Origin of the sequence: Sphingomonas populi (assembly GCF_004208535.1) — a bacterium.
Classification (GTDB): domain Bacteria; phylum Pseudomonadota; class Alphaproteobacteria; order Sphingomonadales; family Sphingomonadaceae; genus Sphingomonas; species Sphingomonas populi.
Genome location: NZ_SGIS01000036.1, coordinates 1 through 14,592, shown reverse-complemented (window position 1 = coordinate 14,592; position 14,592 = coordinate 1). Strand labels below are relative to the sequence as shown.

The window sequence follows — 14,592 nt, the reverse complement described above, 5'->3', positions numbered from 1 at the left end:
GTTGGTAAACCCACCTTGTGCGCCCGGGCGCGGGCGGGGGCCGCTGGGTGTAGGGCAACCGGGTCGTCAAATTACGCAGCGGCCCCGGCCTGCGCCGGGGCGACGATAGGATTTCGCTGACGTTCTCGCGCTGCGCCGCTACACGCCGGCGTGATGAAGCCGCCGTCTCCCGCCATCGCCTTTGCCGTCGCGACGCTCGGGATCGCCGTGTTCTCGTCGATGGACGCGGTGATGAAGGGGCTCGCGCTCGCGATCGGCGCGTATAACGCGATTCTGTGGCGCAGCCTGGCGGGGACGCTCATCACCGGCGCGATCTTCCTTGCCGCGCGTACCCCCTGGCCAACGCGCGCCGTGTTGCGCGTGCATCTGCTGCGCGGCGGGATTTCGGCGGCGATGACGATCCTGTTCTTCTGGGGCCTCGCGCGGGTGCCGATGGCGCAGGCGGTGGCGCTGACCTTCGTCGCGCCGCTCGCCGCGTTGCTGCTCGCCGCCGTGCTGCTGCACGAACGGATCGGGCGCGGGACGCTGATCGGCTCGGGCGTCGCGCTCGCGGGAATTGCGATTATCTTCGCGGGGCAGGCGCGCGCCGCGATCGGGCCGGAGGCGCTGCTTGGGTCGTTCGCGGTGCTCGGCTCGGCGTTGTGCTATGCGTGGAATATTATCCTGATGCGCCAGCAAGCGCTGGTCGCCAAGCCGGTCGAGATCGCTTTCTTCCAGACCACCATCGTCGCGGCGATCTTCCTTGCCGCAGCCCCCGTGTTCGGCACGCCGCCGGCGGTGCGGTACTGGCCTGCGCTGGTCGGCGCGGCGGCGCTGGCGACGACATCTTTGATGCTGCTGTCCTGGGCCTATGCGCGCGGCCGGGCGAGTGACCTCGCGCCGAGCGAATATACCGGCTTCGTGTGGGCGTCGCTGCTCGGCTGGCTGGTGTTTTCGGAGAGGCTGTCGCCCTATACGCTGGGCGGCGCGGCGCTCATCATCGTCGGCTGCGTGGCTGGCCTGCGTGCCCGTCCGCGCACGCCGCTATTGGAGACCAGTTTGTGACCGTGACGATCCGCTTCGCCCGCCCCGACGATGTGCCGACGATCCTCGGCTTCGTGCGCGAGCTCGCCGCGTTCGAGAAGGAGCCCGAGGCGGTGGTCGCGACCGAGGCGCTGCTGCACGAAGCCTTGTTCGGCGCGCATCCGGCGGCGGAGGCGCTGATCGCCGAGATCGACGGCGTCCGCGTCGGCATGGCGGTGTTTTATCACACCTTCTCGACCTGGACGGGGGTGCGCGGGATCTGGCTCGACGATCTCTACATCACGCCCGATGCGCGCGGGGCCGGGGCGGGGTCGGCGCTGTTGCGCGAGCTTGCCGGCGTGGCGGTCGATCGCGGTTGCGCGCGGTTCGAATGGTGGGTGCTCGACTGGAACACGCCCGCCGTTGAGCTGTATCGCCGGATCGGAGCCGAGGCGATGGAGGAATGGACCGTGCAGCGCGTTTCGGGCGGCGCGCTGACGAAGCTCGCCGGGCGCTGATGGCGATCGACACGGGGCTGGCCGATTGGGTGGCGGAGGCGTGCGCGCCGCTTGGAGCGATCAGCCGCAAGCGGTTGTTCGGCGGCGCTTCGCTCTATTGTGACGGGTTCGCTTTCGCGATCCTCGCGTTCGATGCCTTGTGGTTCAAGGCCGATACCGAGAGCGATGCCGCGTGGGATGCGATCCATGCCGAGCGGTTTTCGGTGACGCGTGAGGGCGGCAAGGTGCAGTCGATCAACTACCGCCGTGCGCCGGACGACGTGTATGATGATGCCGAGGCGATGCGCGAATGGGCCGGGCTGGCGATCGCGGCGAGTCGGCGTGCGCCGGTGAAGGTGAAGCGGAAGAAGAAATAACCCGTCGCCCCGGCGCAGGGCATCCCATCAAAGTAATACTTTGATGGGGCCCGAAGGCCGGGGCCGCTGCGTAATTTGGTGAGCCGGGTGCCCGACACGCAGCGGCCCCGGCCTGCGCCGGGGCGACGGTTTAAACGCGGCCGATCAGGTTGCCGAGGGTTCTTTTTTGTTCGACTGTTCGTAGCGTTCGATCGCTTCGAGCACGATGCGCTTGGCATCGTCGGCGCCGAGCCACTTGCCGACGCGGACCCACTTCTTCTTCTCGAGATCTTTGTAGTGGGTGAAGAAATGCTCGATCTGCTGCATCACGATCTCGGGCAGGTCGCTGCCTTCGCCGATCTTGCTGTAGTACGGGAAAGTCGCGTCGACCGGCACGGTCAGCAATTTCTCGTCGCCGCCGGCTTCGTCCTCGAGGTTGAGCACCGCGATCGGGCGGACGCGGACCACGCAGCCGGGGATGAACGGCGAGCGCGCGATGACCAGCGCGTCGAGCGGATCGCCATCGGGCGACAGCGTGTGCGGGATGAAGCCGTAGTTCGCCGGATAGCGCATCGGCGTGTGCAGGATGCGATCGACGAACAAGGCGCCGCTGGCCTTGTCGAATTCGTATTTGACCGGCTCGCCGCCGACGGGAACTTCGATGATGACGTTGAGGTCTTCCGGCGGGTTCTTGCCCGTGGGAATCATGTCGATCCGCATTCTTGTGTGTCCTGTCCCTGTTGGTCGATGGCCGCGCGTTAGCGCGGCTGCAGCAAGCGATCCAGACCACTCTCTCCAGAGCCGATCTTTTCGAGATGCGGATAGCGTAGACCGCCGTGATAGTCGATGGTTACGGTGTCGATCGCGGTGCCGTGCTTGATCATCAGCGCAATCGGCGCGGGGGCCGTCTTGGCGGCGGTGATCGCGGCCTTGAGCGCGGCGTCGGTATAGGCCGCGCCGTTCACCGCGACGATCGTGTCGCCCGGGGTCAGCGCCGCCTTGAACGCGGGCGTGTTCCAGCCGACGGCGGTGATCTCGGCATCCTTGCCGATCGTCACACCGAGCGAATAGCTGAGATCGGTGATCTTGCGGGTCTTCTCAGCATCCTTGAAGGCGGGCGATGGCTCCTCGGTATAGACGAGCTTGTAGCCGTTGGCGGCGAAGCCAGTGATGGGCGCGGGCGCGCCGGTCTCAGTCAGGCGCTTGTGGAGCAGCCCGGCCCAGTCATAGGGCAGGATCTGGTTGAGCGTCTTGGCGACATCGTCGAACGTGTAGGTGACTTCGCCGTAATCGCCGTCGGTCAGCCCGAAGAAGGCGCGCGCGAAATCGTCGATCGATTTCTTGCCCTTCGATTCGCGGCGGAGGATCGAATCGACCTCCATCCACACCAGCAGGCCCTCGTTGTAATAATCTTCCGAGCGCTGATAGCTCACCCAGCCGCGCGGGCGGCGCTGCGACATGGTGGGATCGTTGGTGGTGTCGATCAGCGGCTTCCAGTTGCGGCCGGGCCGGTTATCGAGCGCGGCGAGGATCGACGCATACATGTCGAGCGTGTCCTGCTTCGACACGATCCCCGAGCGGGCCTGAAGTACATAGCCCCAGAATTGGGTCTGGCCCTCATAGACCCACAGCGAAGTGTCGATCATCGGCGCGCGGAAATCGGGCGTCCACAGTTCGGCGCCACGGCGGAACTTGCCGTCCCAGCTATGCGTATATTCGTGCGGCAGCAGGTTGCGCGGGCCGGGGCCATCCTTCCAGTTGAGGAAATAGCCGGGCTTGACCCCGTCTTCCGACGAGCGGTGATGTTCGAGGCCGATGCCGCCGATCTGGTCCGAGATGGCGAGCAGGAATTCGTAGGTGTCGTAATGCTGCGCCCCGAACAGCTTGACCGCCTGGGCGACGAGCCGCTCGTGCGCGGCGATCTGTTCCGGGGTGGCGGCGAGTTCGGCGGCGTTGTCGGCGAACACGTCGAGGTTGACGCGCGGCGACAGCGCCCACTTCTTGTAATAGCGGCCGGCGAGCACCGGCGAATCGACCAGCACCTCGTAATTGGTCGGCTGGTAGCGATAGGTCGATCCGGTCGCCGTCGATGGCAGGCCCGAGGCGGCGGTCCAGCCGTCGGGGTATTTCACGGTCGCCTGCACCGGGATCTGCCGGGTGAAATAGCCCGCCGGATAGAGGCTCATCGAGTTCCACTGGAGCCGCAGCAGGTTCTGCGACATCACGATCGAACCCTGATCGCTCTTGGTCGCGGACAGGAATTGCAGCTTGATGTCGAGCGCGGTCGCGCCTTGCGGCACGTCGATATGGAAGGCGTAGACATCGACCGGATCGCGAGTCCAGGCGATCTCCGTGCCGCCGGCCATGATGTGCAGCCCGGCGAGCTTGTCGATCTGGCCAGTCGGCGAGTGATTGCCGGGCAGCCATTTCGGGAACAGCAGCACCATATGCCCAGCCGACACGCCGCTGATCGTCTCGCGCGTGGTGAAGATGCCGCGCCGCGTGTCGGTCGCGTCGATGTCGAGCGTGACGGTGCCGGGGAACGCCACGTCGCGCGCCGCCGGAATGGTGTCCGTGAACGGCGCCGGCTGCGGCTTCGAATTTTCGGCGTAAGCGGGGAGGGCGGCGAGGGCGCCGAGCGCGAGGGCGCCAAATGCATGGGGGAGTGTGCGGTGCATGAAGTCCAGCGGAAAAGGGAGTGATGTCACCAGCCTAGCGCCGCTTGCGGGGCTTCGTCCAGTCAGTTCCCGGCGCTACCCAGCGTATTGATCGTGAAGGCCAGCACGCCGAGGTTGAACACGAACGCGGCGAGGCATTGGCCGAGCACGACGCGGCGTATCCGCCGCGAGGTGATCTCGACGTCCGAGGTCTGGAAGGTCATGCCGAGCGTGAAGCTGAAATAGAGGAAATCCCAATAATCAGGCTCGTCGCATTTGGGGATATCGAGCCCGCCCGAATCCTTGCCCTCGGCCTCGCTGTAATACATGTGCGCGTAGTGCAGCGCGTAGACGGTGTTCGAGAACAGCCAACTCAGCACCAAAGTCGCGATGACCAGCGCAATGATCTTGAGATCGTTCTTGCCCTGCAATTCCTTGAAGACGGCGACGAGGATGGTCAGCATCGTCACGCCGGTCAGCACGAGCAGCCCGGCGCGATTGGCGTCGTTGTTGCGCGCGGCGTGGCGGATGGTGTCGATCTGGACATCGCGCAGCAGCGACGAGATGAGGACGAGGAACACCAGACTCGCCGCATCGAACGCCGCCATCGCGCCCCGGCTCCAGCCGAGCGCGGGGATCGCAGTGGCGAGGCCGACCACGAAGACGAACCCGAACGCGATGAAGCGCGGCGGGGCGACGGTATGACCGAGATTGAAGCGCTGCATGGCGCGAAGCGCTACCCGACGCGTGGCGGTGCGTCACGAGCTTTCCGCCACCCGCTTTTCAAGCGCGCGGCTTGGGCCTAGAGGACGCGGCTTTATGGCACGCATCGAAACCCCAAAACGCATCCGCGGCACGCAGGACATCTTCGGCGAGGAGCAGCGCCGCTTCGCGCACGTCGTCGAGACGTTCGAGCGCGTGCGGAAACTCTATTGCTTCCAGCGGCTCGACATTCCGGTGTTCGAGAGCACTGCGGTGTTCGCGCGCTCGCTCGGCGAGACGACCGACGTGGTCTCCAAGGAGATGTACACGTTCGAGGATCGCGGCGGCGATTCGCTGACGCTGCGGCCCGAGTTCACCGCCGGCATCGCGCGCGCCTATCTGACCGAGGGGTGGCAGCAATATGCGCCGCTCAAGCTCGCCACGCACGGCCCGGTGTTCCGGTACGAGCGCCCGCAAAAGGGCCGCTTCCGCCAGTTCCACCAGATCGACGCCGAGGTGATCGGCGCGGCCGAACCGGCGGCGGATGTGGAGTTGCTGGTGCTGGCCGACCAGTTGTTGCACGAACTCGGCATCGCCGATGGGGTGACGCTGCAGCTCAACACTTTGGGCGATGCAGAGACGCGCGATGCGTGGCGGGCGGCGCTGGTGGCGCATTTCGAGGCGCATCGCGGGGAACTGAGCGAGGACAGCCTTGCGCGGCTGGAGAAGAACCCGCTGCGGATTCTTGATTCGAAAGACCCGCGCGACCGGCCGATCGCCGATGCCGCGCCGGGGATCGACGACTATCTCACCGCAGAGGCGGGCGCGTTCTTCGAAAGCGTGACCAAGGGGCTGGACGCGGCGGGCGTGGCGTGGACGCGCAACGGGCGGCTGGTGCGCGGGCTGGATTATTACCGCCACACCGCGTTCGAGTTCGTCACCGATCGGTTGGGCGCGCAGGGCACGGTGTTGGCCGGCGGGCGTTATGACGGGCTGATCGAAAGCCTTGGCGGTCCGGCGACGCCGGGCGTTGGCTGGGCGGCTGGGATCGAGCGGCTGGCGATGCTGGTGGCGGAGCCGGTGGTGGAGACGCTCGACGTCGCCGTCGTGGTCGAGCAGGACGATGCCTATGCGTCCGCGCTCGCGCTGACCGCCGCGCTGCGCCGCGCCGGGCATGTCACGACGTTGGTCGCCAGCGGTTCGCCGCGCAAACGCTACGACAAGGCGCTCAAGCTGGCGCCTGCCGAGATCGTCCAACTCAGCCTCGACGCCGGTGCGACCAAGGTCAACGCGCGGGTCATCGATGGCGGCGCATCGAAGATCGCCGACGTGTTGGCGGCGGCGCTGTGACGTCGGCTTTCGTCACCCCAGCGGACGCTGGGGTCTCTGCGTTTCGGAGCGCGCGCGAGCCGCGCAAGACCCCAGCTTTCGCTGGGGTGACGGAGATGGGGGCATGACCGCCACTACCCGTTCCCCCGCGCACGCTGGGGTCCAGAGCCACACGCGCTGCGCTCCGCGACCCTGGACTCCCGCTTTCGCGGGAGAACGGCGGGGGTGCGTGGCGCTATGACCACCATCTCCCCCGAGCGGATCGCGCAGATCGAGGCGCGGCGGGACGAGTTGCAGGCGCAGATGGCGCGCGGCGATTTGCCGTCCGAGCGGTTCGTCGCGGTGTCGAAGGAATATGCCGAGCTTGAGCCCGTCGCGCGCGCGGCGGGTGAGGTGCGGCGGTTGCGCGCCGAACTCGATGAGCTGTCGGACATGGAGGAAGAGGGCGACCCCGAGCTCAAGCAGATGGCGCGCGACGAGGGCGATTCGATCCGCACCGCGCTGCCGCAGGCGGAACGCGCGCTCGCGCTCGCGCTGCTGCCGCGCGATGCCGCTGACGAGCGCGCGGCGATGCTCGAAATCCGCGCCGGCACCGGCGGCGACGAGGCGGCGCTGTTCGCGGGCGACCTGTTCCGCATGTACCAGCGCTATGCCGAGCGGCAGGGCTGGCGAGTCGAGCTGATCTCGGCCTCGTCCTCGGAAAGTGGCGGCTTCAAGGAAGCGATCGCCTCGGTCGAGGGCAAGGGCGTGTTCGCGCGGTTGAAGTTCGAAAGCGGCGTCCACCGCGTCCAGCGCGTGCCGACCACCGAGGCGGGCGGGCGAATCCACACCTCGGCGGCGACGGTGGCGGTGCTGCCCGAGGCCGAGGATGTCGACATCAAGATCGACGACAAGGATTTGCGCATCGACGTGTACCGATCGTCGGGACCGGGCGGGCAGTCGGTCAACACCACCGATTCGGCGGTGCGGATCGTCCACATCCCGACCGGGCTGACCGTGATCCAGCAGGACGAGAAATCGCAGCACAAGAACAAGGCCAAGGCTTTGAAGGTGTTGCGTACGCGGCTGTACGAGATGGAGCGCGAGCGGCTGCATTCGGAGCGGGCGGGGGCGCGCAAGTCGATGGTCGGGTCGGGCGATCGTTCTGAGCGGATTCGGACGTATAATTTCCCGCAGGGGCGGGTGACCGATCACCGTATCAACCTGACGCTGCACCGTTTGCCGGAAATCCTGCAGGGCGAGATGGACGAGCTGCTCGGCGCGCTGATCGCCGAGGATGAGGCGGAGCGGCTGGCGTCGTTGGATGGGTGAGTCCGAAAAAGCCCTCTCCCCTCCGGGGAGAGGGTTGGGAGAGGGGCAGTCTCAGGCGACACCGCCTCGTACTGACCCTCTCCCCGGCCCTCTCCCCGGAGGGGAGAGGGAGATTAGGGCAGCGCTTGCCGCGGCGGCGCGTGGCCTTGCTGATGTTTCGCCTACCCCGCGTCTCGATGCCGAACTGCTCATAGCGCACGCGCTGGGCATCACCCGCGAGGCGTTGCTGCTCAATCACCTCGACGATCCCGCGCCCGATGCGTTCGCCCCGCTGCTCGCGCGTCGCCTGAACCACGAACCGATCGCGTACATCACCGGCCGCCGTGCGTTCTGGACGATCGAGCTTGCGGTCGGCCCCGGCGTGCTGGTGCCGCGCGCGGATAGCGAGACGCTGATCGAGGCGGCGATCGAGCATTTCGACGCACGCCCGCCGGCGCGCATTCTCGATCTCGGCACCGGGCCTGGGACATTGCTGCTCGCGGCGCTCGATCACTGGCCGCAGGCGACCGGGTTGGGCGTCGATGCCTCGGCGCAGGCGCTTGACTATGCGCGGCGCAATGCGCGCGATCTCGGCATGGCGACCCGCGCCGATTTCCGGCTCGGCGACTGGGCGGCGGGGATCGAGGGGGCGTTCGACCTGATCCTCGCCAATCCGCCCTATATCGGCATGCACGAGACGCTGCCGCGCGAGGTGCGCGACCATGAGCCGGGCGCGGCGCTGTTCGCGGGCGAGGATGGGCTCGCCGATTACCGCGCGATCGTGCCCCAGCTCGCGCCGCTGCTCGCCGCCGGCGGCGCGGCGATCCTCGAAATCGGCGCGACACAGGCCGACGCTGTTTCGCACCTGCTCGTCGCCGCCGGTTTCGCGGTGACGGTGCGGCGTGATCTCGCCGGGCATGCGCGCGCGCTGATCGCGGCGTGATTCGTCTCTGAACGGACACAATATTCCGCTTGGATAATCGCGCGTCACCCGCTATCAAGCGGGTGTTGGGGCATACGATTTCGCCGTAGTTAGGCCGATATCGGGATGTTGCCCGCCTCCTTCGTCATGAAATCGCTGTGGTCCGGCGATCGTGGCAGGCTTTCGGCGCCAGACTTGGTCTGCGTCAGAATGGCCAGGGGCATGCATTCACATACTCGTGGAGCACACGCCGGTTTGGTTTCGAAGGACAGGACAAAAAGCAGTTGATTAACAATCGTCAAGCCGGCCGTCGTCGCGGTCGTGGCGGGCAGCAGCAGCGCTCGCAGGGTGGCAATCCAGGTCGCGGCCAGGACAATGGCAACCGTATCGACAATCGGGCGCGCGGCAACGCGGCGCAGCTCCTTGAGAAATACAAGGCGCTGGCACGCGACGCGCAGATGCAGGGTGACCGCGTCAACACCGAATATTATCTCCAGTTCGCGGATCATTACTTCCGCGTGCTCGCCGAGACGCGCGCGCGTTTCGAGGAGACCAATCCGTCGGCGCAGGGGCAGCAGGGGCGTCGCCCCGGCGGTGCCAACACGTTCGACGAAGACGAGCAGGATTACGAGGACGAGGGCGAGCCGATCCGCGGCGAGCAATCGCCGCCGCAACAGTCGCAGCCGCCGCGCCAGCAGAACACCGGCAACCACAACGGCAATGGCAACGGCTATGCCCAGAACGGGGTCCGGAACGACGCCCAGACCGGATCGCAGAACGGCCAGAATGGTGGCCAGCGAAACGGCAACGGCAACGGCCAGTATGACGACGAGCGTCCGCGCCGCGACGACCGGCCCGAGCGCCAGCCGCGCCAGGAGCGCTTCGCCGACGATCGCCGCCCGCAGCGCGACGGTAACCGTCAGGATGGGCGTCAAGACGTGCGTCAGGACAACCGTGCGGAAACCCGCCAGGACGCGCCGCGCGCCGAGCAGCAGCCTGCGGTCGCCGAGCAGGCGCCCGTGCCGACCCCCGCGCCGATCCCCGTGCTGGTCCGTGGCGAGCAGCCCGAGGTTGCCGTCGCGGCCGTGACGCCCGCACCCGAAGCGCCGGTCGCCGAGGCGCCCGCCGCCGAGCCGCGCCGTCGTGGCCGCCCGCGCCGCGTGGTCCCGGTCGATGCCGAGCCAGCGCCGACCTTCGACGCCGGCCTGTTGCCGCCGTCGCTCACGGCGAGCATCGCTCCGTCCGCGCCGACGCCGGTTCAGGACACCGCACCTGCCGCCGACGCGGAAGCCGAGCCGGCCGAAAAGCCACGCCGCCGTCGCGGCCGTCCGCCCGCGACCGAGCCGGTTCAGGCGTAAACACGCCACCCCCTCCCGTTCGTGCTGAGCAAGTCGAAGCACGAACGGGGTTGGTAGGTTCGCTTTCCTCCATCCGTTCGCCCCGAGCGAAGTCGAGGGGGCCGAGAGCGCAGGTGCCTCGACTGCGCTCGGCACGAACGGTTTGTGCGCAAGTATATGAGAACGGCTTCCCGTCTTCCTCTCAAACTCCCCGCATTGTCATCGTCCCGTAGTGGCCCTAGCGTAACGCCAGCGCGTTAACCGGGAGAGAGCGATGCGGCTTGGAGTTTCGACGGCGGTGCTGGCGCTGGTCGCAATGCCCGCGTTCGCGCAGACCGCGCCCGATGCGCCCGGCGCCAATGCCAGCCTCAGCCCGAGCGCGCAGGGCGATGTTTCCGTCACGATCTACAATAACGATCTCGCGCTCGTGCAGGACAAGCGCCAGATCACGCTGCCGCGCGGGAGCAGCCGGCAGGACTTCCCCGATGTCTCCGCGCAGATTCGCCCCGAAACGGTGACGCTGGCCGCGCCCGGCGCCGCGATCGTCGAGCAGAATTTCGATTACGACCTGCTCTCGCCCGGCAAGCTGATGGACAAAGCGGTCGGCCAGACCGTGACGGTGGTGCGGACCAACCCCGGCACCGGCGCCGAGACGCGCGAGAGCGCGCGCGTGCTCGCCAACAATGGTGGCACGATCGTCCAGATCGGCAACCGCATCGAAGTGCTCGGCGCCAACGCGCATGTCGTGTTCCCGTCACTGCCGGCGGGGTTGCGCGCGCGGCCGACGCTGTCGATCACGCTCGATGCCGAGGCGGCGGGCGCGCGTCCGGTGACGCTCAGCTATCTGTCGCGCGGGCTTGGCTGGAAGGCCGATTATGTCGCGCTGTTCGATGAGCGCGCCGGCAAGCTCGACGTGCAGGGTTGGGTAACGCTCTCGAACACCAGCGGCACCACCTTCACCAACGCGCACACTTTGCTGGTGGCGGGTACGGTCGGCGGCGATGACAATGACGGCAATAGCTATCGCCCCAACCGCTTCCAGGTGAACCGGCAACCGCGCGGCAACCAGCCCGGCACCGAGACGAGCGCGCGCGAGCAGCTCGGCGATTTCTACGTTTATCCGCTCGCTGACCGCACCACGATCGCCAACGCGCAAACCAAGCAGGTCAGCTTCCTTAACGTCGGCGGCGTGCCCGCCGCCAAGGCGTATTTTTATCGCAACACCTGGCTCGGCAAGCTCGACGAGGCAGCCAGCGTCGATACCGTGCTGAAATTCTCTTCTTCCAAAAGCGGCGGGCTGGGCGATGCGCTGCCCGCCGGCACGGTGCGCGTCTATATGCGCGACGTGCGTGGCAGCCCGCAGTTCATCGGCGAGAGCGCGATCCCGCACACGCCGATGGGGTCCGCCCTCGCGCTGAAGACCGGCGAGGCGTTCGACGTGAAGATCCTGCCCGTCGTCGAGAAGCGCGAGAAGATCGGCGACACGCGCTGGCGCACGACGATGAGCTACCGCATCACCAATGCCCGTGCCGAGGGTGTGACGGTCGAACTGGCGCAGGCCGGGCTCGACAACTGGTGGCACGACACCCGCATCCTCGACGAAACCCAGAAGAGCGAGCGAGTCGATGCCGATGAGGCGGTGTGGCACGTCGCCGTGCCCGCCAACGGATCGGCGAGCCTGACCGCGACCTTCGACACGCGCTTCTGATGCTCGCGCGCGCGCTGGCGGCGGCGGTGCTGGTCGCGTTCGCTGCGCCATCGGTGGCGCAGGATGCGCCGCCGATCGATTCGGCCGCGCCCCAGAAGCTCGCGGTGACGATCTACCGCGCGCCCGAGCGTGAGGCGAAGACCGCGATCAACCGCGACTGGCTGCGCGGCTATGCGCTCGTCACCGAACAGCGTACGGTTACGCTGCCCGCCGGGCGCGCGGTGATCCGCTTCAAGGGGGTTGCTGCGGGCATCCTCCCCGAAAGCGCGATCGTCAGCGGCTTGCCCGAGGGCGTGCGCGAGAAGAACCTCGACGCCGATCTGCTCTCGCCGCGCACGCTCTACGGCGCGAGCTTCGGTCGCCCGGTGACGATCCGGCGCCGCACCGGCAAGCGCGTGGTCGAGGAGGAGGGTATCCTTCGCTCCGGGCCGGACGGCGCCGCGATCGTCCAGACTGCGGCTGGGTTCGAGGCGGTCGATTGCCACGGTGGGCGGGACGCTATCGGCTATCATGATGTGCCGCCGACGCTGCCCGATACGCCGACGCTGTCGGTTCAGGTCGATTCACCCGCCGCGCGGACGGTGACGCTGACGCTGTCGTATCTCGCCTGGGGGTTCGACTGGCAGGCTAATTACGTCGCGAGCGTGCATCCCGATGGTGCGAGCGCTGATCTGCTGGCGTGGGTGACGCTGGCGAGCGGCGACGTGACGAGCTTCCCCGATGCCGAGACGATGGTGGTGGCAGGCAAGGTCAAGCGCGAGGACAGCGCGCCAGATCCCGACGATCGCGATGTGCCGTCGCTGGTGCTGCAATGCCTGTCCGAACCGGAGCTGGAAGAGCAGAGCGTTCCACCACCCCCGCCTCCAGTCGTGTCGCCGGCACCGATGATGGAGGGCGCCATGGACATCGTCGTCACCTCAAGGCGCCGCGTTGCCGTGAAACAGGAGGATCTCGGCGACCTCAAGCTGTACCGCGTGCCGGATCGCACCACGGTCGCGGCGATGGCGCAAAAGCAGGTCGCGCTGCTCGATCGCGGCGGCGTGCCAGTCGAGCTGCTCTACCGCGTTCGCTTGGAGGACGGCGATGCCGGCCCGGTGCGGATGGTGCTGCGCGCGACCAACCGCGAAGACAAGGGCCTCGGCATGCCGCTCCCCGCTGGCCCGGTCGCGGTGTTCGCGCCGCGCGGGCGTACGCGGCTGCTGATCGGCGAGGGGGCGGTCGCCGACAAGGCGATCGGCGAGGATGTTGAGGTCGATTTCGCCACCGCCACTCAGGTAAGCGTCGAGACCACCCACCCGGCCACCAACAAGCATTGGGACGAGTACGGGCTGATCGTCCGCAACGCCAATGCGAAGCCGATCCGCTTCGAGGCCGAGATCGACTCGGTGCCGGCGCGCATCCGCAAACCTTCGGTGCCGTTGGTACGCCGCGAGGGCAAGCTGCGCATGCCTGTCACCGTGCCCGCCAACGGCAGCGTGACTCTGCGCTACCGGGAAATCGACGAGCCCTGAGCCTCAGTCGTCGCGGCGATCGACCGATTCGTCATGGCCGGTGCCTGAGCTGAGGAACACCAGCCCCATCAGCGCCGCCGCGAGCATGATCGATCCGCCCGCACCGCCGATCACGGCGAGAATGGCGATGAACGACAGCGGACCATAGACCGCTTGCAATCCCCAGATCGCCGCAGCGATGAACACCACCGCCACCATAGCCATCCACAGCAGGATACGTCGGAAGCGTGCCCAGGCGAAGGCCGCCGAAGCCGGATCGTCGAGGCCATGCGGGTGCTCGTCCATGCTTGCGCTTTGCGCCCGAAAGGAGGATTTCTCAAGCACGGCCAGACCCGGAAGGGCGTATGCCGAGGAGAGATGCCATGACCATCGAAGCGATTCTGCAAACCAAGAGCGCCGACGTCACTGCGGTTCCGCGTACCACCACCGTCGCCGAGGCGGTCAAGCTACTCGCCGACGAGCGGATCGGCGCGGTGCCGGTGCTCGACGGCGACACCGTGGCGGGGATCTTTTCCGAGCGTGATGTGATCCACGCGCTTGCCACCCACGGCGCGGCGGCGCTCGACCAGGAGATCGGCGATGTGATGACGGCGCCGGCGATCACCGTGTCGCGCGCCGAGGCGGTGCTGGGCGCGCTCTCGCTGATGACGCGCCGGCGTATCCGGCATCTGCCAGTGATCGAGGGCGGGCGGATGATCGGCTTCATCTCGATCGGCGATCTCGTCAAATATCGCATCGACCGGATCGAAGCCGATGCCGAAGCGATGCGCAGTTACATCCAGTCGGCCTGAATGCGCCGCCCGAATCGCCAGCGCGCGCGATTCGGGCGGTTGGTGACTTCGTAGTGTCACGCGGAAGTGGCGGAAAACTGCCATTTCTGGGTCGCATCGTAAGAAAAGTGCAAAAAGGGTTTGACGGTGTGGGGGAGTGGCCGTAGAGGGATGTCACCGCAGCGGTGGCCGACATGGCCGTCGCGGTGGTCACGAAATCTTCGGCGCTGAACCGCCCCGGTAAAAGGGGGTTAGGTTGGGCGTCGGTATTTTGCGCTCTTTGACATTGTTGGTTTAGATGAAGGGACATGTGGGCGGCGGCTTGCGGGTTCTGGCGGCTTCAAGGCGTCGGACACTCGTTTAAAGCTAAGCTGCTCTATATGTCCTTCACGTATCCATACGTAAAGTTATGTGCAGAGCGGCTCCTTGAGATGAGTGGCTTGATCGGGGCATTCCACCTGGATCTTGTCATACATAAACTTGAGAGTTTGATCATGGCTCAGAATGAACG

The 14,592-nt window shown here is 66.9% G+C and carries 14 protein-coding genes; 10 read left to right on the top strand and 4 right to left on the bottom strand.

The window, feature by feature from the left end:
• The first annotated feature begins 153 nt into the window (after positions 1 to 153).
• Genes EWE75_RS19015 through EWE75_RS19005 form a run of 3 tightly spaced genes read left to right on the top strand, consistent with a single transcriptional unit; the run spans position 154 to position 1,876 of the window.
• On the top strand, positions 154 to 1,044 hold the full coding sequence (locus EWE75_RS19015; protein WP_206364814.1) for a DMT family transporter: 891 nt from the start codon (positions 154 to 156) through the stop codon (positions 1,042 to 1,044).
• Positions 1,041 to 1,520 (top strand): GNAT family N-acetyltransferase, encoded by a 480-nt coding sequence (locus EWE75_RS19010; protein WP_130159685.1) that lies wholly within the window; start codon positions 1,041 to 1,043, stop codon positions 1,518 to 1,520. The genes EWE75_RS19015 and EWE75_RS19010 overlap by 4 nt, the downstream gene beginning before the upstream one ends.
• Entirely contained in the window at positions 1,520 to 1,876 is a 357-nt protein-coding gene (locus EWE75_RS19005; RefSeq protein WP_130159715.1) for a TfoX/Sxy family protein, read from the top strand. The genes EWE75_RS19010 and EWE75_RS19005 overlap by 1 nt, the downstream gene beginning before the upstream one ends.
• Positions 1,877 to 2,020: 144 nt before the next feature.
• On the opposite strand, the gene ppa is transcribed toward EWE75_RS19005, so the two are convergent.
• The 3 genes from ppa to EWE75_RS18990 all read right to left on the bottom strand — a co-directional run bounded on the left by ppa (position 2,021) and on the right by EWE75_RS18990 (position 5,237).
• A complete protein-coding gene (ppa, locus tag EWE75_RS19000) occupies positions 2,021 to 2,575 on the bottom strand; it encodes an inorganic diphosphatase (protein ID WP_130159684.1) in 555 nt (184 codons plus the stop codon).
• A 38-nt stretch (positions 2,576 to 2,613) separates the two neighbouring features.
• Complete coding sequence (locus tag EWE75_RS18995; RefSeq protein WP_130159714.1) at positions 2,614 to 4,533, bottom strand: M61 family metallopeptidase; 1,920 nt, start codon at positions 4,531 to 4,533, stop codon at positions 2,614 to 2,616.
• Positions 4,534 to 4,595: 62 nt separating this feature from the next.
• The gene (locus EWE75_RS18990; protein WP_130159683.1) at positions 4,596 to 5,237 is read right to left on the bottom strand and encodes a DUF1345 domain-containing protein; all 642 of its coding nucleotides are present in this window, start codon (positions 5,235 to 5,237) and stop codon (positions 4,596 to 4,598) included.
• A 94-nt stretch (positions 5,238 to 5,331) separates the two neighbouring features.
• Between EWE75_RS18990 and hisS the strand changes: the two genes are divergently transcribed.
• The 6 genes from hisS to EWE75_RS18960 all read left to right on the top strand — a co-directional run bounded on the left by hisS (position 5,332) and on the right by EWE75_RS18960 (position 13,311).
• Positions 5,332 to 6,564 (top strand): histidine--tRNA ligase, encoded by a 1,233-nt coding sequence (hisS, locus tag EWE75_RS18985; protein WP_231708451.1) that lies wholly within the window; start codon positions 5,332 to 5,334, stop codon positions 6,562 to 6,564.
• Between the two features lie 216 nt (positions 6,565 to 6,780).
• Positions 6,781 to 7,854, top strand: coding sequence for a peptide chain release factor 1 (prfA, locus tag EWE75_RS18980; protein WP_130159682.1), 1,074 nt, complete (start codon positions 6,781 to 6,783; stop codon positions 7,852 to 7,854).
• A 112-nt stretch (positions 7,855 to 7,966) separates the two neighbouring features.
• Positions 7,967 to 8,776 (top strand): peptide chain release factor N(5)-glutamine methyltransferase, encoded by an 810-nt coding sequence (prmC, locus tag EWE75_RS18975; RefSeq protein WP_231708452.1) that lies wholly within the window; start codon positions 7,967 to 7,969, stop codon positions 8,774 to 8,776.
• Positions 8,777 to 9,039: 263 nt separating this feature from the next.
• Entirely contained in the window at positions 9,040 to 10,113 is a 1,074-nt protein-coding gene (locus tag EWE75_RS18970; protein ID WP_130159680.1) for a DUF4167 domain-containing protein, read from the top strand.
• A gap of 253 nt (positions 10,114 to 10,366) precedes the next feature.
• A complete protein-coding gene (locus EWE75_RS18965) occupies positions 10,367 to 11,800 on the top strand; it encodes a DUF4139 domain-containing protein (protein ID WP_130159679.1) in 1,434 nt (477 codons plus the stop codon).
• Positions 11,800 to 13,311 (top strand): DUF4139 domain-containing protein, encoded by a 1,512-nt coding sequence (locus tag EWE75_RS18960; RefSeq protein ID WP_231708450.1) that lies wholly within the window; start codon positions 11,800 to 11,802, stop codon positions 13,309 to 13,311. The genes EWE75_RS18965 and EWE75_RS18960 overlap by 1 nt, the downstream gene beginning before the upstream one ends.
• 3 nt (positions 13,312 to 13,314) lie before the next feature.
• On the opposite strand, the gene EWE75_RS18955 is transcribed toward EWE75_RS18960, so the two are convergent.
• Positions 13,315 to 13,596, bottom strand: coding sequence for a hypothetical protein (locus EWE75_RS18955; protein ID WP_130159677.1), 282 nt, complete (start codon positions 13,594 to 13,596; stop codon positions 13,315 to 13,317).
• A 77-nt stretch (positions 13,597 to 13,673) separates the two neighbouring features.
• Between EWE75_RS18955 and EWE75_RS18950 the strand changes: the two genes are divergently transcribed.
• A complete protein-coding gene (locus tag EWE75_RS18950; RefSeq protein ID WP_130159676.1) occupies positions 13,674 to 14,102 on the top strand; it encodes a CBS domain-containing protein in 429 nt (142 codons plus the stop codon).
• Positions 14,103 to 14,592 lie beyond the last annotated feature (490 nt).